Source organism: Sporocytophaga myxococcoides DSM 11118 (assembly GCF_000426725.1).
GTDB lineage: Bacteria > Bacteroidota > Bacteroidia > Cytophagales > Cytophagaceae > Sporocytophaga > Sporocytophaga myxococcoides.
Map to the genome: position 1 here is coordinate 966,723 of NZ_KE384560.1, position 24,948 is coordinate 991,670.

General features: G+C 35.8%; 17 protein-coding genes. 7 read left to right on the top strand and 10 right to left on the bottom strand.

Going from position 1 to position 24,948, the window contains the following annotated elements; genetic code table 11:
- Positions 1-38: 38 nt before the first annotated feature.
- A complete protein-coding gene (locus K350_RS0122410; protein ID WP_037576629.1) occupies positions 39-1,511 on the bottom strand; it encodes a sugar MFS transporter in 1,473 nt (490 codons plus the stop codon).
- 325 nt (positions 1,512-1,836) lie between these two features.
- On the opposite strand from K350_RS0122410, the gene K350_RS0122415 reads away from it, so the two are divergent.
- Both K350_RS0122415 and hemE read left to right on the top strand, forming a co-directional pair.
- Positions 1,837-2,163 carry a T9SS type A sorting domain-containing protein gene (locus tag K350_RS0122415; protein WP_028981819.1) on the top strand — a complete coding sequence of 109 codons (327 nt, stop codon included), beginning with the start codon at positions 1,837-1,839 and terminating at the stop codon, positions 2,161-2,163.
- Between the two features lie 55 nt (positions 2,164-2,218).
- Positions 2,219-3,259 carry a uroporphyrinogen decarboxylase gene (gene hemE, locus K350_RS0122420; RefSeq protein WP_028981820.1) on the top strand — a complete coding sequence of 347 codons (1,041 nt, stop codon included), beginning with the start codon at positions 2,219-2,221 and terminating at the stop codon, positions 3,257-3,259.
- Positions 3,260-3,313: 54 nt separating this feature from the next.
- Here hemE and K350_RS0122425 read toward each other — a convergent pair whose 3' ends face one another.
- The gene (locus K350_RS0122425) at positions 3,314-4,339 is read right to left on the bottom strand and encodes a bifunctional heptose 7-phosphate kinase/heptose 1-phosphate adenyltransferase (protein ID WP_028981821.1); all 1,026 of its coding nucleotides are present in this window, start codon (positions 4,337-4,339) and stop codon (positions 3,314-3,316) included.
- Positions 4,318-5,529, bottom strand: a complete 1,212-nt coding sequence (locus tag K350_RS0122430; RefSeq protein ID WP_028981822.1) for a pyridoxal phosphate-dependent aminotransferase — start codon at positions 5,527-5,529, stop codon at positions 4,318-4,320. Before K350_RS0122430 ends, K350_RS0122425 begins: the two co-directional genes overlap by 22 nt.
- 235 nt (positions 5,530-5,764) lie before the next feature.
- Between K350_RS0122430 and K350_RS0122435 the strand changes: the two genes are divergently transcribed.
- Together K350_RS0122435 and K350_RS0122440 are read left to right on the top strand one after the other, a co-directional pair.
- On the top strand, positions 5,765-6,346 hold the full coding sequence (locus K350_RS0122435; protein WP_028981823.1) for a DUF4136 domain-containing protein: 582 nt from the start codon (positions 5,765-5,767) through the stop codon (positions 6,344-6,346).
- 323 nt (positions 6,347-6,669) lie between these two features.
- The gene (locus K350_RS0122440) at positions 6,670-11,118 is read left to right on the top strand and encodes a translocation/assembly module TamB domain-containing protein (protein ID WP_028981824.1); all 4,449 of its coding nucleotides are present in this window, start codon (positions 6,670-6,672) and stop codon (positions 11,116-11,118) included.
- 4 nt (positions 11,119-11,122) lie between these two features.
- Here the strand turns inward: K350_RS0122440 and K350_RS0122445 are convergent, their stop codons facing one another.
- The gene (locus tag K350_RS0122445; RefSeq protein WP_051313501.1) at positions 11,123-12,016 is read right to left on the bottom strand and encodes a DMT family transporter; all 894 of its coding nucleotides are present in this window, start codon (positions 12,014-12,016) and stop codon (positions 11,123-11,125) included.
- Between the two features lie 155 nt (positions 12,017-12,171).
- On the opposite strand from K350_RS0122445, the gene K350_RS0122450 reads away from it, so the two are divergent.
- Entirely contained in the window at positions 12,172-12,387 is a 216-nt protein-coding gene (locus tag K350_RS0122450; RefSeq protein ID WP_028981826.1) for a hypothetical protein, read from the top strand.
- Here K350_RS0122450 and K350_RS0122455 read toward each other — a convergent pair.
- From K350_RS0122455 to K350_RS0122465, 3 genes are all read right to left on the bottom strand, one after another.
- The gene (locus tag K350_RS0122455; protein ID WP_028981827.1) at positions 12,384-14,324 is read right to left on the bottom strand and encodes a glycosyltransferase family 2 protein; all 1,941 of its coding nucleotides are present in this window, start codon (positions 14,322-14,324) and stop codon (positions 12,384-12,386) included. The genes K350_RS0122450 and K350_RS0122455 overlap by 4 nt on opposite strands.
- 5 nt (positions 14,325-14,329) lie before the next feature.
- Positions 14,330-14,935, bottom strand: a complete 606-nt coding sequence (gene recR / locus K350_RS0122460; protein WP_028981828.1) for a recombination mediator RecR — start codon at positions 14,933-14,935, stop codon at positions 14,330-14,332.
- Between the two features lie 67 nt (positions 14,936-15,002).
- On the bottom strand, positions 15,003-15,278 hold the full coding sequence (locus tag K350_RS0122465; protein ID WP_028981829.1) for an ATP-dependent Clp protease adaptor ClpS: 276 nt from the start codon (positions 15,276-15,278) through the stop codon (positions 15,003-15,005).
- An 87-nt stretch (positions 15,279-15,365) separates the two neighbouring features.
- Here K350_RS0122465 and K350_RS0122470 point away from each other — a divergent pair, with 87 nt between their 5' ends.
- Positions 15,366-16,853 (top strand): sodium:solute symporter, encoded by a 1,488-nt coding sequence (locus K350_RS0122470; RefSeq protein WP_028981830.1) that lies wholly within the window; start codon positions 15,366-15,368, stop codon positions 16,851-16,853.
- Between the two features lie 2 nt (positions 16,854-16,855).
- On the opposite strand, the gene K350_RS0122475 is transcribed toward K350_RS0122470, so the two are convergent.
- From K350_RS0122475 to K350_RS0122485, 3 genes are all read right to left on the bottom strand, one after another.
- Positions 16,856-17,185, bottom strand: a complete 330-nt coding sequence (locus tag K350_RS0122475) for an MGMT family protein (protein WP_028981831.1) — start codon at positions 17,183-17,185, stop codon at positions 16,856-16,858.
- A gap of 58 nt (positions 17,186-17,243) precedes the next feature.
- Positions 17,244-17,678 carry an Hsp20/alpha crystallin family protein gene (locus K350_RS0122480; RefSeq protein ID WP_028981832.1) on the bottom strand — a complete coding sequence of 145 codons (435 nt, stop codon included), beginning with the start codon at positions 17,676-17,678 and terminating at the stop codon, positions 17,244-17,246.
- A gap of 61 nt (positions 17,679-17,739) precedes the next feature.
- Positions 17,740-17,934: a hypothetical protein gene (locus K350_RS0122485; RefSeq protein ID WP_028981833.1), complete on the bottom strand. Its 195-nt coding sequence runs from the start codon at positions 17,932-17,934 to the stop codon at positions 17,740-17,742.
- A gap of 341 nt (positions 17,935-18,275) precedes the next feature.
- On the opposite strand from K350_RS0122485, the gene K350_RS29975 reads away from it, so the two are divergent.
- Positions 18,276-24,857 (top strand): glycosyl hydrolase family 8, encoded by a 6,582-nt coding sequence (locus K350_RS29975; RefSeq protein ID WP_081671107.1) that lies wholly within the window; start codon positions 18,276-18,278, stop codon positions 24,855-24,857.
- Positions 24,858-24,948: the final 91 nt, after the last annotated feature.

A 24,948-nucleotide genomic window follows, 5' to 3' on the forward strand; every position in this document is an offset into this window, starting at 1 on the left:
ATTAGAAAGGAGCCGCTTTTATTTTATTAACTTACTACTTATTGAGTAACTCTTTTCGGTTTGGAACCTGCAAAGCCGTAATAAGCAATGTACAGGTAGCACAGTAACGGTATAATAAATGAGAACTGAAGTCCGCTATTTCCTTCACCATAAAATAACCCTTGAATCGGAGGGATGATTGCTCCACCAACTATTGCCATGATAAGCAATGAAGCTCCCTGAGAAGTGTCAACTCCTAAATCTTTGATTGCAAGAGTGAAGATAGTTGGGAACATGATAGAATTAAATAACCCAATTGATAGAACAGACCACATTGCAATGTCACCTTTTCCAACAATTGCAATTAGAAGTAATCCAACTACAATAGAAGCAAAAAGACCTAGAGTGAATCCTGGCTTATTCTTGCCAATATAAAATGCAACTAAATTTAAAAGCGCAACGCCAGTGAAAATGATTGGTGTTTGGAAATCTACTAAATCTGCAGGAGAAGGTTTTCTTAAGATTAAAGCCATGATTAAATCTTTATTCATAAGGAATACTCCTAGTGCGTAAGACAACAGAATTACAGAGAAGATTACCCCTTTTTGTTTACTTATATCTGTTTTTTCATCCAAAAACACAGCTCCGAAGAAACGGCCAACCATAGCTCCACCCCAGTAAAATGAAAGAAACTTATCAGCTTTGTGTGCTGGCAATCCTGCAATATTATCTAATTCAAGAAAGTTGATTATTGCAGAACCAATTGAAACTTCACCACCAACATAAAAGAAAATACAAAGAACTCCCAAAAGCAAATGTGAGTATTTCCAAGCTCCAATACCTTTCTCCATAGAAATATCCCCACTTACTTTTGGTAAGGGTATTATTGCTATAATTAAAGCCAGAGCAAAGAGAGCAGAAGCCAAACCTACATACGGAATTTTGACAGAATCTAACCCCCCAGCAAGAATAAACATACCTCCGATAACAGGAGCTATTGTAGTTCCTAGAGCGTTAAATGCCTGAGTCATGTTTAGACGTGAAGAACTACCTTCTGCAGGACCAAGAAGGGCCACATATGGGTTAGCTCCCATTTGAAGTATCGTTATACCTGAAGCTAAAACAAAGAGTGCTCCAAGAAACTGGTAGAAACTTTCATTGTCAGCTGCAGGAATGAAAAGCAAACAACCTGCCCCACATATTGATAGACCTAAAATTATAGCGTTTTTGTAACCGATTTTAGAAATAAGGTCAAATCCTCCTGCTGAGGCAATAAAATAAATAAATGATATTAAGAAATAAGCACTGAAAAAAGCAGACTGCACTAGCATTGCTTCCCAACCTTGTAATGCAAAATGACTTTTGAATTTAGGAATCAAAATGTCGTTTAAGCAGGTGATAAATCCCCACATGAAAAATAGCGAGGTAATTACTATAAGTGGTACCTTATAGTTTTTATTGTCCTTCTGCACATTGGACGATGAGGTATTGTCTTTAACAGCATTGCTCACAGGTGCACTAATTCCGGCCATAAAATTTATTAGATCGTTTTGGGTGAAAAAGATTAGATTTTACAAATCCAATTTTACAAACTTACAATTTTCGCATCTTCGGTCAAAGTGATAAAGTGCAAATAAATACAAAATAAATTATAAAAATTAGCTTTATAAGTACTTCAGTTTTATTTAATTATTGTTGAAATTTTGTAACGGCTAAGGTAAGAAAAAAAACAGTTATGAAACATTTTTAATTCTATTTAATCTTAGTTTTTAATTAGTTAAATGTTAATAATTGAGTTTTTGTCGAACTTTTTTATGGTAACTTTTGTATGAAATTACACGCCTAAAGACTTTAATAATGGATAAAAGATATAGATATATTACTTCAAGACCAGGTCATGAATGTATTTCTCTTGACGATTCTGACCTTATATCATTTTGTTTAAGGAAGATAAAACAGGAAAATACCCAAAATGTTAATCTGGATCTTACTATAAAGAATGAGGGAGAAATGAACTTCTCCGTTTTGAATGTTTTAGGGAAAAGCGTTTTTCATGCCAAAAAATATTTTAAATCTGGCTTTAACACTATAAATATCGGTGTCGAGAAGCTTGAACGAGGTGTCTATTTTATTGAATTACTATTTCAGGGAAAATCCTTTGTGAAAAAAATGGTATTGGATTAGAAAGCTATTATTTTTTTAATCTGATATCTGTATTTTTCTTTTATATCTTTGCGGCATGCAATTGAAAAATGATTTAATCCTGCGAACGGCCAAAGGAGAAAAAACAGAAAGAACTCCTGTATGGCTTATGAGGCAGGCGGGTAGAATTCTTCCTGAGTACAGAAAAGTAAGGGAAAGTTTAAGTGGATTTAAAGAACTAGTAACAAATCCTGCCCTGGCTGCAGAAGTAACAATACAACCTGTTGACATTTTAGGGGTAGATGCTGCGATCATTTTTTCAGATATTCTGGTAATTCCTGAAGCAATGGGACTTCCTTATGAAATGATCGAAGCAAAAGGTCCATTGTTTCCTAAAACCATACAATCGGAAAGTGACATTCAGCAATTGAAAGAAAAAGAAGCTGCTGCTGATGAACTTCAGTATGTATATGATGCGATAAAAATTACCAAAAAAGAGTTAGGTGGGAGAGTACCTTTGATTGGTTTTGCGGGTGCGCCTTTTACAATAATGGCTTACATGGTTGATGGTGGTGGTTCTAAGACATTCAGCAAAACAAAAAAGATGCTTTATGCAGAACCTGCTCTGGCTCATGCATTACTTAGCAGAATTACTTCAGCAACTATTGCTTATCTGAAAAGACAAATCACTGCTGGAGCTGATATGCTCCAGATATTTGATTCATGGGCAGGTATACTCGCTCCAGACGTATACAACGAATTTTCGTTGAAGTACATCAATGATATATGCAATGCCATAAATGAAGTACCTATAACAGTATTTGCGAAAGGTGCCTTTTTTGCAAGAAAGGAAATGGCTGCATTAAAATGCAATACGATCGGTCTTGACTGGAATATGGATATTAAAGAATCCAGGGCAATCATAGGAGAATCAAAAACGCTTCAAGGGAATCTTGACCCTTGCGTATTATATGCATCGTTTGATGATATTAAAAAGGAAACACTTAAAATGCTAAATGCCTTTGGACCTTATAAACACATAGCGAACCTGGGGCATGGAGTATATCCGGATACAGATCCGGAAAAGGTTAAGTGTTTTGTCGAAACAGTTAAGGAATACAGTCCAAAGATGAGATAAAAAAAATGGAGTTCTTAAATTTAAGAACTCCATTTTTTTATGATTAAAATTTAATTAACTATTGTTTACCTGCACATTCAGTCTCTTTGCTTCTGCAATTAACATTTTTTTGTCTATTGGAACGACTCCAACATGCTCGCAGACAATCCCACCGGCAAGATTGGATAGTTCAGCCAAGGCTTTATGGGGTATATTTAGAGCACAACATAATGCAGCAGCACTTACTACAGTGTCTCCCGCTCCTGATACATCAGCAATTTCGCGAAGGTGAGCGGGAATATGGTGTGTTACCTCTGAATTGGTAATGATTACACCTTTTTCTGACAGCGTAACTAAAATTGTATCTGCATTCAAAGTTGACCTTAGTATGTCGATAGAGCTTTTAAGCTCATTGATATTATCAAGATCTCCGTCAAGCTTTAATCCCTCTTTCATTTCCTTTTTATTGGGTTTGAAAAGAGTTACTCCTTTGTAATGCAGGAAGTTTCGTTTTTTCGGATCTACAACTGTAGGAATGTTGTAGTCTCTGGCGAGCTTTACAATTTCAGCAATCAGGTCCCTATGCAGTGTTCCTTTGTCGTAATCTTCAAATATTATGACATCAGCTTCCTGAATTAATTTTTTTGCTTTTTCTATCAGAAGAATGGTTTCTTCCTTGGTAATAGGAGTGTCAATTTCTTGATCCACTCTTAGCATGTGATATGATCCGGAAATTACCCTGTGTTTAATCGTAGTAATCCTGGAATCACTTTTAATAATCCCTTCTGTGGAAAGGTTATTTTGCTCTAAAAGTGTGATGAAGTCTTTAGCTTCGGTGTCGTTACCTATTACACTGCATAGAATTGGCGTAGCGCCCAATGATTGCACGTTTAATGCAACATTGGCCGCTCCTCCAAGTCTTTGGTCCTTTTTCTGGACATTAATAATAGGGACGGGAGCCTCCGGAGATATTCTTTCGACCTTACCCCAAAGGTAAGAGTCAATCATAACATCTCCGAAGATCAATACTTTCAGACTTTCAAATGCCTTGAAAAGCCCGTCTATAGAATCAATATTCGTTATTTTAGTTTTGCCAGGCATTCTTTGATTCTTCTCAATGCTTCTTTCAGATTTTCATCAGAAGCTGCAAATGAAATACGAATACAGTTTGGTGCACCAAAAGCATCACCACCTACCGAAGAAACGTGTCCTTCATTAAGCAGAAACATTGCAAGGTCACTTGCTTTATTGATAACAGTTCCGTTATAGCTTTTCCCAATATAAGAGCTGATATCAGGGAATGTGTAGAATGCTCCCTGAGGTACATTTACCTTAACTCCCGGAATCTCTTTTAATAATCCTGTAACCAGGTCTCTTCTTCTCTTATATGCAACAGCCATTTCTTTTGCGGCAGATAGATCTCCAGTAACAGCCGCATATGCTGCTTTTTGAGCAATTGAGCATGTACCTGAAGTAACCTGTCCCTGGATTTTATCACATGCAGCAGCTATCCATTTTGGAGCTCCGATGTATCCAACTCTCCAACCAGTCATTGCATAACCTTTAGAGAATCCGTTTACTGTGATTACTCTGTCTTTTATAGCAGGTACACTTCCTATGCTAAAGTGACTTCCTTCAAAGTTGATATATTCGTAGATTTCATCTGCTATCACAAATATTCTTTCGTTTTTAGCAACGATGTTAGCAATAGCTGTTAATTCTTCTTTAGAGAATACTGCACCAGATGGGTTACATGGACTAGAGAATAGTATTGCTTTAGTTCTTGGAGTGATAGCAGCTTCAAGATCAGAAGGTTTTACTTTGTAGTCATTCTCTATTGTTCCTTCAACGATTACAGATTTACCTTCAGCAAGTTTTACCATTTCTACATAACTTACCCAGTATGGAGCAAAGATTATTACTTCATCTCCTGGATCGATGATGCTTAAAAGAACATTTGCTATAGATTGCTTAGCTCCTGTAGATACTACAATATTCTCAGCAGTATAATCTAACCCGTTTTCTTTTTTCAGCTTATCTGCAATAGCTTGTCTCAGTTCTGCAGTTCCCGGAACCGGGGTATAGAAAGTAAAACCATCATCAATGGCCTTCTTTGCTGCATCCTTTATATGTTGTGGTGTTTGAAAATCAGGCTCACCCACGCTGAGGCTTATTACTTTATGTCCTTGTCCTGCCAGCTCACGCGCTTTTTTAGTCATGGCTAGTGTTTCAGATTCTGACAAGGCTCTGAGTCTTTCAGACAAAAGATTAGTTTCTGTGATTGTACTCATTTTAGATGTTTTTTGCGGGTTCAAAATTATGGATTATCCACCTATATTGCTAATCAATTTTGGGTTTTTTCTCTATTTTATTAAATTTTTTTTATTTAATGTTTTATTTTCTTTTTATTGATTTATAGCTAGTTACCTGGGCTAATGCTAGGGTTCCCTTTGCTATTTTTTGCCAAATTCAACATTCTTGAATTTTCTATTGTTCTATTGATAGTGAGAAAGAAAGTGGAGGGATATGAGACTATTAATGAGTATTGTAGGGATATTAGGTTTGTTTTTGGCTTCTTGTTCGCCAAAAGTACACTCCAATCTTGCAAGTGGTGCTGATTTTAAGAATTATAAAACTTATGCCTGGATTAGAGAAGAAAACGATACTTCAGGATCAGATCAGGACCAGCAATTTAGCGCGTATAACAACCAGATTATAAAGGGTAATGTGAAGAATAATATTAATAGCGAATTACAATCGAGAGGATTTACAATAGATACTGTTAATCCAGATTTTCTGGTATCTCTAAAAGCTGTTTTTGAGAAAAAAACGGAGCTTGTAGGGTACCCGCTATATAGTAGTTACTATAACTTCTATTATCCAGGATATTACGCACTTTACCCCGGATATTATTATTCTTATCCTTTTGCCTATGACTACTATGACTATACCTATACTGAAGGTACCTTGGTTGTAGATATCATAGACAGAGAAACCAAAAAGCTGGTTTGGAGAGGGTGGTCAGACGAGAGAGAAATCAAACCTAAAAAGGTAGAAAAAGAACTTGCTAAAGATGTAGATGAAATTTTTCAGGAATTTCCTTCTTAAGCAATGTTTATCACTAAAGGCAAATCCAGTAGTATAAGTTCATACTACTGGGTTTGCCTTTTCATTTAATGCCTTATAAAACAATCTGCCATTTATTTTAATTAGTATAATGTACCAATGATTTTACCACTATTAAATCCATAAAGAAGTTTTTCTTATTATTTATTAAAGGCTCGCTGTTTTTCTTTGGGTCTATACTTATTTTATTTTTTCTCGTTGTCATATCTTTAAGATTACCCGCCGTTCAACGTGTTATAGCCAATAAGTTATCATTTTACTTATCACACAAGATTGGTACCACTGCGTCTGTTGAAAAAGTTTATATGGACCTCACTGGGAAAATTGTTTTAAAGAATCTTTATATAGAAGATCAGAATAAAGATACGCTGATCTCTGCTGAAGAACTCAAAGGCGGCGTCAGTTTACCAAGACTTCTTTACAGATCTGTTGATATTAATTATGCTTTAGCGGATCATGCTGTAATGAATATTAAACGAAATTCTAACAGTAATATATTTAATTATCAATTCTTGTTAGATGCTTTTAAAAATAATTCTTCAAATACTCAAGCATTTGGTTTTAACCTGAATCAAGCGGAGCTCCATACGTTACAAATGGTATACGACGATTTTTATACAGGTGTAGTGTTTTCCTATTTTTTAAAATCAGCAAAACTAGATTTTGAGGATTTGCCTGTGTCTTCAAAAAAATTAATAGTAACAGGTTCAAAGATCGATGGGCTATTTTTTAAGCTTGACCTGATAAGCAGAGAGAGACAGCCACGAAATGATACTATATCAACAAACTCAGGATCAATTTATATTCAGATATCAGACCTGAATGTCAGTAATTCAAGGTTCATTTATAATAATCATAACTTTTCGTTAGCAGAAAAGGGCTTTGATGTTAATCATTTTAATACATCGGTTGATGGCTTGTTGAATAGCTTTATAATGACAGGAGACTCATTATTTCTTTCACTGGATGATCTGAATTTAAAAAACTCAGATGGTTTTTTGGTTAAAGACTTAAGTGGAAAGCTTGAAATGCCAGGAGATCTAATGAAAATTTATGTGCGAAGATTCATGACGGAAAAGTCAGAGTTTAATGGAAGTTTAGTGCTTAAATTCCCTTCGATAGATTATTTGTCTGATTCGACCTCAGGTATTTTTACTACAACTACCTTTAACAAAGACAAGATATCACTTGAAGATATTCATTATTTCTATCCCGATATTTATACTATCATGGATAAAAGGAAAAAGGACATCTTTATTCATGGCAATATAAACGGTTACTTGTCTGGTTTCACTTTCAAAAATGCGTTTATAGGCTTTGATTCTTCTAACTATTTCAAGGGAAATCTATCTCTCTATGGTTTACCGGATCTTAAGAAGTCTGCGGTAGATGCGGATATCCATAGACTAAACCTTGATATTCCATGGTTTCTTTCTTTTATCAAAACACCTAAAATCTCAAATGTCAATCTTAATGAGTTGGGGCAATCTCATGTAGAGGGCAGTTTAAAGGGAACCTTTGAAAAACTTAAATTTAATGGCCGTGCAATAACTAAAGCCGGAGAGGTCAATGGGAATGTAAATATTAATTCTGATAGCCATTTGAAATTTAAGGGTGCTTCCGGGAGCTTGTCAGGCCGAGATATTCATGTGTCCAAAATTATAACGGGGATGAATGCATTTGGCAGATTATCAGCTCACGCGATTTTTAATTTTGAAAATAACAATTTATCCTATCTGGAATCTGATATTAAAAAACTTGAATACAATAAAAAGACTTTGACTAATCTCTCAGTGGTCGGATCTTTAATCGAAAATAGAGGAAGGTTTCAATTGAAGTCTGCTGGAAACTATGCTCATGCAGATCTTTGGACTGATCTTGATCTCAATCAAAACAAATACAAAATTAAAGGAGCCTTAGGCGAACTCGATCTTTCCTTATTTGATGAAAATCTGAAAAAAACTTTTGTTGGAGGAGATATTAATGCAATAGTTGTGGCATCAAAGCTTGATAACCTTAATGCAGAGGTTAAGATTGTAAATTTTTATGCGCAAAATTCACAATCGATATATCACTCCGATACAGTTATAGCACAATGCAAAGGTGATAATATTTACAGGAAGTTATCATTGCATTCTGATAGCATTGAAGCTGTGGCTGAAGGAAAATTTGTATTATCTGAATTACCAGAGCTTTTAAGTAGCGATTATTTAAAGGAAGAAAAGAATAATAGAAATTATATTTCGGAAAATATTGAATTAAATATATCGGCAGGACAGGTTACTTCATTGATTTCAATGTTTCGGAAGGATGTTTCCGCCAGTAACATCGAAGTAGACGGAAGCTTTGATTTTTATAACAAAACGGGAGTGTTAAGTGGATTTGCAGAACGATTTAATTATAGTAAATACTCTTTAGAAAATTTGACAGTTAATACTGAGGGAGGATTCGATGGTCTTCGATTTGATCTGGCCGGGGACAGGTTGAAACTTTCAAATGGTTTGTACTTAAGCAGCCCATCAATCAGAGGAGAACTTCGGGAAAATGTTACTTCGTTCGTTTTGAATCTTTATGAGAATCAATCTAACTCAGCTTTGAGTATGACAGGAGCACTCACTTTTCCTGGAGATACCATGAACTTGAGTGTTCGGGATCTTGATCTCAAGTTAAAAGGAGAAGAATGGAGATCTGAAGGTAATGCCAGGGTGATGTATTATCAAAAGAGTCTTGCTATTCAAAATATTCTGCTCACTCAGGGATCTCAAAAGATAAAGATACATTCACAGGATTTGCTTGGAGAAGGGGAGCTTGAAGCTCAATTATGGAATCTGAAGCTTGAACCTGTGCTATACTTTACGCCATTAAATAAGTATTCTATAAAAGGTTCTTTGAATGGAGGGATTCAGGTAAAAGGGCTTTTTACATCACCAGCCATTGATGTGGACCTTATTATTGATAGTTTGATAGTTGGAAATACAGCAGCAGGAAGATTAGCATTGCTAGCTGCTCCAATTGGTAAGGAAAGACATTCAATAAATCTAAGTCTGTCAGGTAAAGAGAACAATGCTTATGTACATGGATTTGTAGATAAGGTAACACAGATAAGCGAAGCCACAGGAAATATAAACGTTGACATACCCAAATTGAGCTTACATTTTTTTGAGCCTTTTTTGAAGAATTATTTATTTGCTATGCATGGTTATATGTCTGGAAAAATGGCATTAAAAGGAAAACTTCTTCGTCCTGATGTGAAAGGAAAAATAGCATTTGAAGAGAGAAATGTTCTGGGGCTTCACTTTACTGAAAGTAAATATGTGATAGCTAACCAATACATAACATTTAATAATAACAAAATTATTTTTGATAATCTTGATTTCAGAGATTTTGAAGGAAATAAAGCGCGTGTAGATGGATATATTCTTCATGATTATTTTAAGAATTTTGATATCAATCTTTCTCTTGAAGCCACGAATTTTCAAGTGATGAACACTGAAAAGGTGAATCAGGCTGGTTTTTATGGAGTTCTCTTTGCTGATATTAATATGGAACTCAGAGGACCGGCAAATGACCTTGCAATTAATCTTAAACTCACCACAAGGCCTAAGTCTACAATAAACATCCCTCTTCAAACATCTAATTCTGAATTTAAAACACCGAGTTATATCATCTTTATTGGAGAAGAGGAAAAATCTGATACATCGGAAGGTGTATTTCACGGTGTACCTATAAATCTGTCAAGATTTAAGTTTACAGGTAATCTTGCAATTACCAAAGATGCTCAGATAAATATTATTGTAGACCCTGCCAATGGAGATAAAATCTCAGCCAAGGGATCAGGTAAGTTTGAAGTAAAGGTAGATCAGGATAATGTTCCGGAACTTTATGGTTCTTATCAAATCCGAGAAGGTAGTTATACTTTTACCTTTGCCAGCCTTGTAAAGAAGGATTTTATAATAGAGAAAGGAAGCAGGCTATCCTGGAATGGAGATATTATGGAGGGGCTTTTGAATGTAAAGGCAAGTTATACTACCAAAGCATCCAGGTACGACTTGATAAGTAATTATACAACTGCATTAAATGATGAGTTTGTAAGATCTTCGAAAAGAAATCATCCTGTAACTGTAAAACTTAATGTTACGGGTGAGCTTGCTGAACCAGAGGTGAGCTTTCAGATTGAAATGCCGGAGAGTAATGACCCCTTTCTAGGTAATATTATTTCACAAAGGATTAACGAAATTAACAATGATCAGCAACAGTTGCAGAGGCAGGTGTTTGGATTGATTGTTCTGAATAGATTTTTTCCGGAAGGGACAGGATATGTAAATTCCGGAGGAGGCATAGCAATGGAGCAGGCAAATCAAAGTGTGAGTCAGATTCTTAATTCTGAGTTGAATAAAATTGCACCTGAATCAATCGCAGGCTTTGATATTGATGTAAATATAGAAGCACTTTCACCCGATAATCCGGGGCTTGCGCAAAGTTTACAGTTTAAAGCCAGTAGACAGATTAGTGAAAGGATTACGATTACAGCAGGAGGGAATGTTAATGTGGGCAATGTGCCAAATTCCGGACAGTTTCTTGGAGATTATACTGTCGTTTATAGGTTGAATAGTTCAGGAAGTGTCAATCTCAAGTTTTTCAGTACGACTTATCAAAGTTATTACTATTACTATTATGATGATATCACTACACGTTCAGGTGTTAGTATTCAACATAGAAAATCTTTTAATGAATTTAAGGAACTATTTAAGTAATTCTTTATTTACTTCTACTGACCAACAAAACTCCTGCAAGCACGAAGGCTGTTCCTAAAATCTGAAGCATGGTAATTTCTTCATTTAGAAATATGTTTGCAAGTATAATCGTGGAGACAGGGCCGACACTGCCGATAATGGAAGCTTTTCCTGCTCCTATGAGTCTTATACCCTCTGCCAGAAGAAAACTTGGGATAACAGTTGCTACAATGGCCATAAATACGCTAAGCGCATATACCTGCCATTCATAGTGGAATAGATTACCTTCGGCATTCAATAAATAATGTATCAGCACTATCAATGTTGATACAATCATCGAAATGGAATTATATCTGACAGCACCAATTTTAGGGATAAGTTTTCCACTTCCTACAAGGTAAAATGAATAAGTGAGCGCACTTCCAAAAATGAGAAGTCCTCCAGTAATTACATTTTTTTGATCAAACTTTAAATCGTTAAGAAAAACAACTGCTATGCCACTATATGTCAGTAGTAAAGCAATAATTTCATTGCGCGTAATTTTCTTTTTATAAAGAGCAGCTGATAAAAGTACTACAAGGGTAGGATAGATAAAGAGGATAAGCCGCTCAAGACTGGCAGTGATATATTCAAGTCCTTTGAAATCAAAGTAACTAGCCAGGTAATAACCCATTAACCCTAAAATAATCAAGAAAAGCCAATCGTTTTTTTCAATAGGTTTGGGTTTTTCTTTAAGCCTTGAATATGCAAGAGCACCAACGAAAAATGGTAAAGAAAACAGCATTCGTAAAGCAAGAAGAGACACTGAATCTATATGATAATTATAAGCTAATTTGACTATTACCGCTTTGGAAGAGAAGCATATTGCTCCAATAAAAATGATAATAGATCCCCAAATGTTTTTGTACTTAGTATTCAATTGAATTCTTTTTCCGGTTTTATCCGGTGACTTAAATTAGTGAAATTACAGGTGCATTTTCCCTAGAATTTTTAAAACAAATCGTCTAAAAAAAACGTTTTAAAATTACTTCTAAGGGAGGTATTGATAAATATTAAATTTTTTAGAAAATGGTAATGCAAGGAAATAAATTAAAAGTTTTCATTCAGGAAGATGATAAACTTTTGCAAAAAAGAATAGCGGAAGATCTTAAAGAATATAACTACAAATTACATTTTTTCTCCAAAGATGATTCTGTATTTGATTTGCTTAAATTCAATCCGGATATTCTGATTCAGGATTATTACAAAAACAAAGTAATAAACTGCTATCAATGGACATTTCCTTATTAAGTTCCCAGATTTCTGAGGGATCTGAAGATAAGCTGTATATCGTTTATTGGTGTATAATCCCTGGAGTATAAATAATTAAGCCTTTTAACGGTCTCTTCATCCAGGGATTCGCTGGATATGCCTGTGATAGGGTTAATTATACCATTTTTCCCCTGTTGCAAATCTTTATTCTTAAGACCAACCCAAGAAATCTTTCCACTTATAACATTAAAGATATTTCTTAAAAATTTTCCAGGATTTTTTACCAGAAAAACCAATAGTGGAAAAGATATTAGAAAGAATAGTGCTATTAAGGTGTCAAATATTCTTTTAGTTTTTATCTTTTCATCATCAGTCTTATTAAGCTTAATATCAAGTGTATAAAATGATCCAGGAGCATTAGATGAATTGCTTCCTATGACAAAATTACTTTCATCCGGAACAATTTTGTATTCAGGTATATCTTCCCCATGAGTAAGCATCCATTCTATAATCTGCGAAGTATCAAGCCCCTTAGAGCAAAATATGATTTCATGAGGTTTGTATAGAAGGCATATTTCGTCTAAACGATCAATATTGCCAAGCCAGAAATCCTTATTGGTTCTTTTGTCCGGACTTACAAAACCTAGAATTTCAAGGTTATAATCCTGGGTGTTCAAAGTCCTGATAACACGTAAGCACTCTTCTTCGCGTCCTGCAATAATTACTTTTTTATTGAGATTTTCCGGAAGTAGTTTTTTTGACTTGATAAAATTGATAATTAAGCGGATCAAAAAACTACAAGCTATTGTCAAAATTCCACCCAGCACAATCAATGCTTTTGAAAAGCGGTAGTCATCAAAAAAATTGCTTACAGCCGAAATAATTAAAGTGCCTATTAAAGCCCCTTGAATAATTTTTCTTGGTTGAAATGATTTACGATACCCCCCAAAGAAATAGATGCTTAATGACCATACACAAATGTATGCCGGTACAATAAACTTCATATATACAGGAGGATACGGCAACGGAACATATTTGTGATTGTTCTCCCAATATGTTTTTAATAAAAACATGCCGACATAAATTAATGAGGCCTCGGCAAAAGGGATAGAGCACTTTTGTATAAATCTTGAAGAAATGGATAAAAATGCTCTCAGGTAAATTGCAATTCTGATTAAGAATGAAAATGCACCTGCCTTACTGTCTGGAAAATGCTTTTGAGCAAAGATTATCATTGCCTTATAAAAGATAAACACGTAGTTTATGCTAGTTTTCTTCGTGCTTTCTCCTTTATAGTGGATAATCCGTGTTTCTGGATAGTAATAGTTTTTATATCCTCCTTTAAGAATTCTGTAGGAGAGGTCAATATCTTCTCCATACATGAAATAATCCTCGTCAAGTAGGCCGATTTTATCAAGCACAGATTTGCGGATTATCATAAAAGCTCCACTGAGAACTTCTACTTCATGTATTTTATCTTTATCTAAATAGGTGAGGTGATATTTTCCAAATTTTTTTGATTTAGGAAAAAGGAAAGATAAGCCGAACATTTTGTAGAATGCAATCCACGGAGTAGGTAAGCCTCTTTTAGATTCAGGAAGAAAATTTCCTCTACCATCCAGCATTTTTACTCCCAAGCCACCACCATCAGGATTACTGTCCAAAAAAGAAATACATTTTTCAAATGTTTTTTCCTCAACAACAGTATCAGGGTTGAGCAACAAAATATATTCGCCGTTTGCTTGCCTGATAGCCTGATTGTTAGCTTTTGAAAAACCACAATTGACCTTATTTTCAATAAGATTAAATTCAGGAAATTTTTCTTTAACCATTTCTACCGAATTGTCGGCAGAGTTGTTGTCAACAATCCAAACTTCACCGTCTATTCCGGTAAGTGCTTTTTTTACGCTTATCAAAGTCTGCTCTAAAAAATAACAGACATTATAATTGACGATAATAATGGAAAGTTTTTTCAAGGATTTTAATGTTCGTACGTTGTTCGTGCTGTAATACTTCTTCCAAGAGTTATTTCATCAGTATACTCCAATTCTCCTCCAACGGGAATTCCCCTTGAAATGGTACTTATTTTCACGTTAAAATCCTTAATTTTTTTGGTGATGTAAAAAGCAGTGGTGTCACCTTCCATAGTTGGACTAAGAGCTAATATCACTTCTTTGATTTCCGAACCTGGTATTCTTCGAGTCAGGGCGTCAATTTTTAAGTCGGTGGGACCTATGCCTTGAAGCGGAGAAATGATACCTCCAAGTACATGGTAAATTCCATTATACTGATGCGTATTTTCTATTGCCATAACATCTCTGGTATCTTCAACAATACACAGGACTGAAGGATCTCTTCTTGGATTATTACAGACATTACACAAGTGATCATCTGCAATATTATGGCATTCTTTACAATAGGTAATATTTTTTCTCAGGGTCAGCAAAGCTGAGCTAAGGGATTCTGTAGCGGTACTTTGCTCTTTTAATAAGTGCAATACCAGTCTAAATGCTGTTTTTTTCCCTATGCCAGGTAGTTTTGAGACTTCATTAACGGCGTCTTCAATCAGCTTTGAGGGGTATATCATACTTTAATATAATTATTTAGGTTCAACCCGTTTTTCACAGAAATGATTTCCGAATAAAGCCTAAAAATTAAAGTATTTCTGCAGAAATGCCTCTGTTACAGATGGCTTGCCTCATTGGTATGAGCTTTTCAAAATTCCCTGATTTTACAGTGCATTTACCCTTGTAGTGAATAATAAGAGTACATTGTTCTGCCTGCTCGGATGAGTGTTCACATATTTCGATTAGAGTATTAATGACATGATCAAAAGTATTCACATCATCATTAAAGACAACCAAATCAAAATTTTCTGAAGTTTTTTCAAGCTCTAGAACTTCAATTTCTTCTTCGTGAAATGGACGCATGTTAGAAATTGTGGTCATATATGTGATTGACATTTTAGCAAATTTAAAAAAAAATAAACAATTTTATCGCTCATTTATTGATAAAATATGTCTCCTTCTCTGATTATCACTATTATAGCAGTCTATTTCAGCGCATTATTGGTAATTGCTTATATTACAGGCAAAAATGCTGACACGAAAACTTTTTTTACTGCCGATCGGAAATCGCCATGGTATTTGGTGGCTTTTGGAATGATAGGAACATCAATCAGCGGAGTAACGTTCATTTCTGTTCCTGGAGCTGTTGGCTTGGTCAATCAGTCAGGAGAATTGAAAGCATTTTCCTACTTCCAGATTATCCTGGGCCACCTGGTCGGATATTTTATCATCGCCACTGTTCTAATGCCTTTATATTATCGTCTGAATCTTATAAGCATTTATACTTATCTTGAACAGCGATTCGGTTTCTGGGCCTATAAAACAGGATCTTTTTTCTTTTTGCTTTCCCGCACAATAGGATCTTCTTTAAGACTCTTTCTGGCTGCTATGGTGCTGCAGTTGTTTTTATTTGACAAGCTTAATGTGCCGTTTTTTATGACGGTATTAATTACTATTGTTCTTATCTGGATCTATACTTTTAAAGGGGGGGTAAAAACCATCATTTGGACAGACAGTTTCCAGACTCTGTTTTTGGTTGGCGCAGTTGGAATCAGTTTGGTGTTGATCTCCCAGCATTTAGGTTTATCAGTACCTAAAATGTTCACCATGATCCAAAGCACTGATTACTCTAAAGTTTTCTTTTTTGATGATATAAAAAGCGATAAATACTTCTTTAAGCAATTCATTGCAGGAATTTTTATCGCAGTTGCAATGACAGGTCTCGATCAAGACCTGATGCAAAAGAATCTGACTTGTAAAAACATAAAGGAAGCCCAGAAAAATATGTTTTCCTTTTCCATTATCATGGCTATAGTAAACTATATGTTTTTAATGCTGGGAGCTTTGCTCTATATCTATTCTACACAAAAGGGAATTCTACTCCCTGCAGGTGCTGATAAAGCATATCCTTTTCTGGCAATGAATGAATTTGGTACTTTAGCTGCTGTGTTTTTTCTGCTTGGAATTATCGCTTCATCTTATGCCAGTTCAGACTCTGCACTTGCTGCCTTAACAACATCGTTTTGTATTGATTTTCTTGATTTTAAAAATAAGCCTGAAAATGTAAAAGCAAAGCAGAAAACTATTGTCCATGTGGGATTTTCCCTGGCATTTTTGATAATTATAGTTCTTTTTAAAGAACTAAAACAGACTTCTGTAATTGATGCCGTATTATCCGCAGCCAGCTATACCTATGGCCCTCTCTTGGGATTATTTAGCTTTGGAATATTGACTAAAAGAAAGGTAAAGGACACCTTGGTGCCACTTATCTGTATTCTGAGCCCATTTATTACACTGCTTATCAGTTATAATTCGGATGTTTTACTTTGGGGATATAAATTTTCGTTTGAAACCCTGATTTTGAATGGATTTATTTGTTTTCTTGGATTGTATCTGATTTCAAACTCTTCCCAAAAGGAAGAAAAAATAGTTATATGATTTTAAAGCAGTTCAATTGAAGGATCCCAAAAAAACGATTTAAAATCTTTTATTTTATCATTAATAACTTGAATTCCTTCCTTTTCCAGCTTTTCCTGCATTAAGGTAGGAGGGGAGAAATGCATTTTTCCAGTAAGCAGTCCGGAGCTGTTTACAACGCGATGAGCAGGAATATTTTTTTTGATATGTGATGACTTTAATGCCCATCCCACCATCCTGGCACCCGATTTTATTCCAAGATATTTTGCGATTGCTCCATAAGAAGTAACTCTTCCTTTAGGGATGAGCTTAACAACTTCATAGACATTTTCAAAGAAAGATTCAGATAGCATGGAGTAAAAGTAGGAGAAACAAAATTAAAATTAAAAAGTCAGGGTATTGGCCCTGACCTTACTTAATTTCGATAGATTTAACATTTTTAATATCCTTGTCGGCTATTTTAGGAATAAATAATGCTAAAATTCCATTTTCATATTTTGCTTCTACCTTATTTTTATCTGCTGTTTTTGGCAATATAAAAGACCTTGAAAAACTTGAATAGCTGAATTCTTTTCGACTATATTTTTCATTCGATTCTTCTTCACTTACCTCTTTTTCAGCAGAAATGGTTAACGTATCATTATCGATATTAACCTTAAAGTCCCCCTTTTCCATACCAGGAGCAGCCACATCCACTTGAAATCCTTTATCTTCCTCTTTCACATTTACAGCTGGCACAATGTCAGCAGAAGTGCCGAGAAAATCAGAGACGTCTCTTCCAAAAAAGTCTTCCAATACGTTTGTGATGCCAGGAACCCTGGATTTATTAAATTTAACAATTCCCATAATTATATCCCTCCATATAAAAAACAATGGGTTATGGAATATAATTCTTACCCAGGAACCCCTATTTTCTTTTCAGAATAGGTAAGCCTGTTTTTTCATTTTCAATAATTGTATAGCCATCTGGCATGTCTTCAATGACATCGGTTCCTTGGCTTTTGGAAAAAAAATAAAGTTTACCTTTACCCTCTTGTTTTGCCGGGCCCCTTAAATGAAGATAGTAGGTAATTCCTTTTTTGTTTTTGTAGCTGAATGGCATAGTAGTTCTGATTTGTTTGGTACAACTACCCGTGAAAAGCTATTTTGTTAAATCTTTTTGAAAAAAAATGAAAATATAAGGCAAATTTAAGGGAGGATCTCTTTGTAATAAATGTTCGATAGTACTTTTCGTTGAATATTTTTGGCCTATTTAAGAAGGGGTTCCTGTAAGTTTCCGAAATTCAAGTGCAAAAAATACCTTTCCATTTTAATGTAATAAAATGTCAATTGGATTTTTACCCAATTTATATAATTTATTTGTCTTCCATTCGGATCTTTCTTAATTTGTAGTCAATTTTTTAGATAAAAAATGCAAAAATTAAATCTTTTTATAACTAAACTATGATAAAACAATACAGTCTCAGACTATGTGTGTTTTTGATTTGTAGCTTTTTCTCCATTGGGGCGATAGCGCAGATTAATACACCGGCAGGGGCGGTTGTACCATTTAACGCAAACCCTAAGTATGCTAATGGTATAATGCCTAAAACCCTGCCTACTTCAGGAGCGTATGGCAAATCAACAGATGCAGCTAACGCTTACAATGAATGGAAGGCAAACTATACTGAAAGCTGCGGAAGTGGGAAGTGGCGTGTAAAATTTGATGATCCGTCAAAAACGGTTTCTGAAGGTATCGCTTATGGTATGTTGCTGTCTGCTTATGCTGCAGATAAAGCTCTTTTCGATGGACTTTGGGCATTTTATAAAGCAAATTCTAATAATGGATTCAGCTTTATGAATTGGAAAACAAATGGATGTGTGGCGAACCCGGAAACAACCGGTGGAGCTACAGATGCTGATCTTGATGTAGCATTTGCATTATTAATTGCCAAAACACAGTGGCCATCAGGAACATATGGAGTTGATGCAACAAACTTGATTAATGCTATCAAACAATCAGAAATACATTCTTCAGGGATTGCCAACAATGGTAATGGCTGGGGAATGGGTTCTGTGGATGGATCCAATGGAAAACAAGCTTGCGTTAATCCAAGTTACCAATCGCCTGCATATTATAAGGTGTTTAAGGATTATACAAAAGATAATTCATGGGATAACGCTGTAACTGGTGGTTACAACTTGATCAATGCAAATGCTCATACTACAACCGGGCTTGTTTCAGACTGGTCAACCAACACTGGTGTAAGAAATACTTGTAATAATTCAGGAACAGGTTCTTCCCCTACTGATGGGTATGGTTATGATGCTTGCCGTAACCCTTGGAGATTGGCTCAGGATGTAATATGGAATAATGAAGCGAAAGCTAAAAGTATACTTGGCAAAATATCCACTTATTTAGCAGGAAAGGGGGCATCAAATGTAAGAGGACCTTTATATCAGGATGGTGGACTTTACAGCGGAAATGCCCATAATGCAACATTCGTTTCTACATTTGCTGTTGCTGTGATGGGCTCTACAAATCAGACTTTAATGGACCAGATGTATACTGAGACTGTAAATACTAAAGATCTGATTCAAAATCAAACATTGTCTGGTTATTATGGAAATACGCTACGTTGTATTTCTCTTTTCATGATGACTGGTAATTTCTGGCCTTATGGTACAACGTCCGAGCAAGAGATAAATGTAAGACAGGGATCGGTTAATATTGAAAACAATACTACTTTTGATTTCCAGAATGGACAGATCGGTGTCGGCAAATCTATTAATTTTACAATAGAAAACCTTGGTTTTGCTCCTTTAACCTTATCTGGTTCACCAATAGTTGTTTTAACTCCTACAACAGATTTTACTGTAACAACTCAGCCATCTGGTCCCCTTGCTCTAAACGCAAATACGATTTTTACTGTAAAATTTAACCCAACATCAGCAGGTTTGAAAACTGCTACAATTACTATTGCAAGTAATGATGCAGACGAGGGTACTTATAAAATAACATTAATCGGAACAGGAACTACAAATGCTACTGCTCCGAAATTAGTAGCTAAAAATGACAATGTAATTTTAGCTAATTTAGGTACATTTGATTTAGGCAATGTAACTTCAGGTGCTACTGGTACTAAAAAGTTGAAAATCATTAACAATGGTGATGCTCCTTTAAACTTGAGTAAACCAACTGTTGCTACTGATTTTATTTCAGGAGGAACTCATCCAACAAACTACTCTGTCACTAGCACTTTGCCTATAACAATCGCTAAAGGAGACTCTGCATATATTACAATTAGTTTTGTAGCTCCGTCTACAATTCCTTCAAATCCAGTCGCTACAACAACTCTTAAACTGGTAACCGATGATCCGTCTTATGCGACCTTTACTTTAACATTAAATGCCACAATAGTAAATTGTGCTAAATCTATTAGCGATTCAAAAATCTTAACTGATTTTGATGGAAATTATAATGTTAAACATACATGGGATCCTAAACCTGCTGGAGCTTTTAGCCAGGCAACTGCAAATCCATCAGCTACAGGTTTGAACTTAAGTGCTACGGTTGCAAGTTATAACAGACCTTCAACTGGAACATTTGAAATTATCAGATATTTCCCTTGTTCAGGAACAAATTTTGACGGACTTACTCTTGCAACCCCTGCAATCAGCATGCTGGTATATTCACCTGCTGTGGGAATCAAAGTTACTTTGGCAGCACAAACTGGAACAGATGCAGCTGCTAAACCAATTTATACTGACTATTCAAGTAATGTTAACGTTTTCACTACTAAAGCAAATCAATGGGAAAGGTTAACATTTGATTTGTCTAAAGTTGTTAAAAATGGAGATGTAAGCAAATTTACTATTCTTGATATTCAAATAGATCCAGAATTGGGTTATAGCGGATGGCCTGCAAAATTCTATATTGATGATATTAAATATAGTGGTTTGGCCTGTGTAAATGACCTTCCTGCATCTCAGGTTCTTCTTGATTTTGATAACCATAATAACGTATCTCTTGATTATGGTGTATCATCTCTGTCTGCCCCAACTGGCAATGTAGTATCTGGTGGATTAAATACTAGTGCAAATGTTGGTAAATTCACAAAAGAAGCTGCAGCTGCAGCATATTCAGATGGCTTAAGATACAATGGTTGTGGTGGAGTGTTTGACCTGAGCTCTAAGAAAATCATTAGCATGCTAGTTTATTCTACTGTGGCTGATGCTCCGATTCAAATCAGCGCAAAAATTCCTGATGGATCAGATTTAGATACATATCCGGATGATGCTGCAACAGCCATTGTTAGAACTGTTTTTGCAAATAAATGGCATAGGCTTTATTTCGATCTTTCAAGTGTTCCGACAGCTCAAATACCTAATGTTTTTGCATTTGATGTAAACTTTGATCCAAATAATACAAAGAAAGCTCAAACTTATTATTTTGATGATATCAGATATGAGACAGCAACGCCATGTGTTACAGGTATTCCTGCGACAAATGTGTTGAATGACTTTGATGACAATAGATATTTAGATATCGTGTTCCCTGGAACTTTCAATACTATCTATCCAAACCCTACTACTACAGGAATCAATAATAGTGCAACTGCAGGGCAATTTGTAAGAGATGCAGGAACTACAACAGGTACTTCTTTCAGATTCAAAGCTTGTCAATCAAATATTGATTTGGGTGCTGGTAAAGCTGTTATTAACTTAATGGTAAATGCTCCGAATGCAGGTACTACATTCTTGATGTCTTTGAAAAATGCTGCTGGTACAGATTTAAGCAGTGTTGAAGCTACTACTACTGGTGCAGCCGGTGTTTGGGAAGAACTTTCATTCGACCATTCTGCTATTCTGAACTCCTCAGATGTTGCATTTATTGATGTAATAGTTGATCCGAATGCTAAGTTTTCGGCAGCAGGAAGCTCAGTTGCAGCTCGTACTTATCTTGTAGATAATTTGAGATATGGTTATGTTCCTGCTCAACCAGAGATTAACGTTAGAGTGCAGACAGCTACACCAACAAATATACTTACTACCCAGTCATTTAACATGGGAACTATAAGTGTGGGTGATAGTAGTGCTGCCATTACATTCAGTATCCAGAATAATGGTTTGGTTGACTTATTGTTGAATGGAACTCCTGACCTTGCAATTGCGGGAGCAAATCCAGGTGATTTTACCATCTCGAAGAGCCCAACTTATACTACTACAGTAGGAGCCCTTTCAGCAAGTAACTTTGTTGTAAGATTTAAACCAACTGCTGGTGGTGCAAGATCTGCTTCAATTACTATCAAAAATACTGATAGCAATGAAGGTTCCTACATCATCTATCTAAACGGAACGGCGAAACAACCTACTATGTCCTTAAAGCAGGGAGCAACAATTTACAACGCTGCTTCTGCTGCATATGACTTCGGTACTTCTTTATTGAACACAGCTACCTCTCCTGTTACTTTCACAATTACAAGTATAGGTGACGATACACTAAGATTGTCTGGTACTCCAGTTGTAACTATCACTGGTACTAATGCTGCTGACTTCTCGGTAACTCAGCCAGTGATAACTAAATTACATCCTTCAACAGGTACAGTTCTTACAACTACATTTACAGTAACATTTAAGCCAACAACTTCTGGTGTTAAAAATGCTGTAATCAATATCGGAAATAACTCTTCTGTTAATCCTTATACTTTCAAAGTAACAGGTAACGGAGATTGTCCACTGCCTACAGCACCTCTTGCCGGTCCTGATCAGTCAACTTGTGATGCATCAGTTACTCTTGCTGGAAATACTCCAACTGTTGGAACCGGAACTTGGTCTATTGTAGGAACGTCTTCTGCAACTATTAAAACTCCATCTTCGGCTACTTCGGTGGTTGAAAATTTGACAGCAGGTCAAAGTGTAACATTAAGATGGACAATTGCCAATACTTGCGGTACTAACTTTGACGAGGTGGTAATTAAAAGGAATGTTACACCAAGTGTTTCTTTCCCTGAAATAACATCAGTTTGTGCCGGAGGATCTGTAGATCTTTTCCCAACTGTAACTGGTGGAACTCAGCCTTATGTTTATACTTGGACTGCAAGTGCTGGAACAGCGCCAACTGGACCTATTCCAACTGTTACTCCATCTGCTACAACAACATATTCATTAGTGGTTAAAGATGCGAACAATTGCTCAAACGTCGCTGTTCAGAAAGTAATTTCTGTTAATGCAAAACCAGTATTAACTGTTACTCCTGCAACATCAGATATTTGTGCTGGTGGATCAGCAGCATTAACTGCAAGTGCAACTGGGGGAACTGTTCCATATTCATATGCTTGGGATTCTGCTCCTGCATTGGTTATTAATAATGACAAAGCAACTGCATCACCTTCTGTAACATCAACATATTATGTGACTGCATCAGATGGAAATGGTTGTACAAGTGATAAGAAAAGTGCTTTAGTTAATGTCACATCTGGTGGTGTTGCTTCTGTTACTATTTCGCCGGCTACAGTTGCTGTTTGTGATGGAACTCCGGTTACCTTAACTGCTACTGGTGTTAATGGTGGTGTACCAACTTATGAGTGGTTTGTTAATGGTAATAAAGTTACTGCGGGGGTAAACGGTTCAGAATTTACTTCTTCTGCTCTGCCAAACAATGCTCAGGTAACAGTTAAAATGACTTCAAGCATTGCTTGTGCTACAGGTTCTCCTGCTACTTCAGGTGCAACAACTGTTACAATTAATTCTCTTCCTTCAGTAGCAGTAAATACATCAGCTGCAGAAATCTGTAATGGAGGATCAGTTAATGTAAGTGCTGTAGTAAATAATGGTAAAGCTCCATATGCTTATGCATGGACATCTTCTGTAGGAAATAAACCTGCTGATGCTGGATCTACTTTAAGCCCGACGGAAACTACAACTTATTCAGTTCAAGTAACCGATGCTAATAATTGCAAAAATACTGTGGCTGCATCTAAACAAGTTGTTGTAAATGCTAAACCTTCAGTTGCTGTTACTCCTTCATCTACAGATGTATGTACTGGACAATCTACTGTTCTTACTGCTAACGTTATCGGAGGAACTGCACCGTTCAACTATCAGTGGACAAATGTTGTGGGTAATACTGCAAGTGTAACAGTAGCTCCAACTGCTGAAACTACTTACTCTGTGGTTGTAACAGATGGTAAAAGCTGTCAAAGTGCTGCAGCAACTTCTTTGGTAAAAGTAAGTTCTACTGTAGAAGCTAAAGTAGTAATTACAGCTTCAACAGAAAAAGCTTGTGATGCTGGAACAAATGCAACATTCACTTTAACATCTCAGGGTGGAGGAACTAGTCCGGTTTATACTTGGTCAGTAAATAACATAAATGCAAGTAATAGTTCTGAAACTTATTCGGCATCGGTAAAACCTGGTGATATCGTAAAAGTTGTAATGACTTCAAGCCTTGCTTGTGCGACAGGTTCTCCAGCAACTTCTAATGTGATCACTATAGCTAATGCAGGTAATATTTGCGTAGTTCCTGCTAAGAAAACTATAACAGGTCCGACATCGGTAACTGCTGGTGATGAAGCTACATATATGACTGATGGTGCCCCTGAAGGATCTGAATATACATGGTCTCTTCCTGAAGGTGCTACAATTGTAGAGCATAATGCAGATTATTCAACTATCAAAGTTAAGTTTGCATCTAATTCGGGAAATGTAGTGCTTCACGAAACAAATCCTGCCGGAACTACTGATTCCGATCCGATTAGTGTAGTTGTTACGCCTGCTGGAATATCTGCTTTATTAAGCAATTCTATAAGCGTAATGCCAAACCCTGGTGTAGACTTCCTAGTTACTTTAGGAGAAGTGTTCTCAGGAAATGTTAATATTATTGTGAAAAATGCTCTTGGTACTTCAGTACTTGAAGAAAATGTATTTAAAGGTTCTTCTTCTGCTGATTACAATGTTAACCTAAGTGGTTTTGCTTCTGGGATTTACTTCCTTGAAATCAGAACTGAGCAAGGTAATGCAGTTAAGAGATTGATAAAACAATAACAATACATCTCTTTAATAAATAAAAGCGGCTACCTCATTAGGGTAGCCGCTTTCTTTTTATACCAGAATGAATCAGTTAATGAATCTTTAT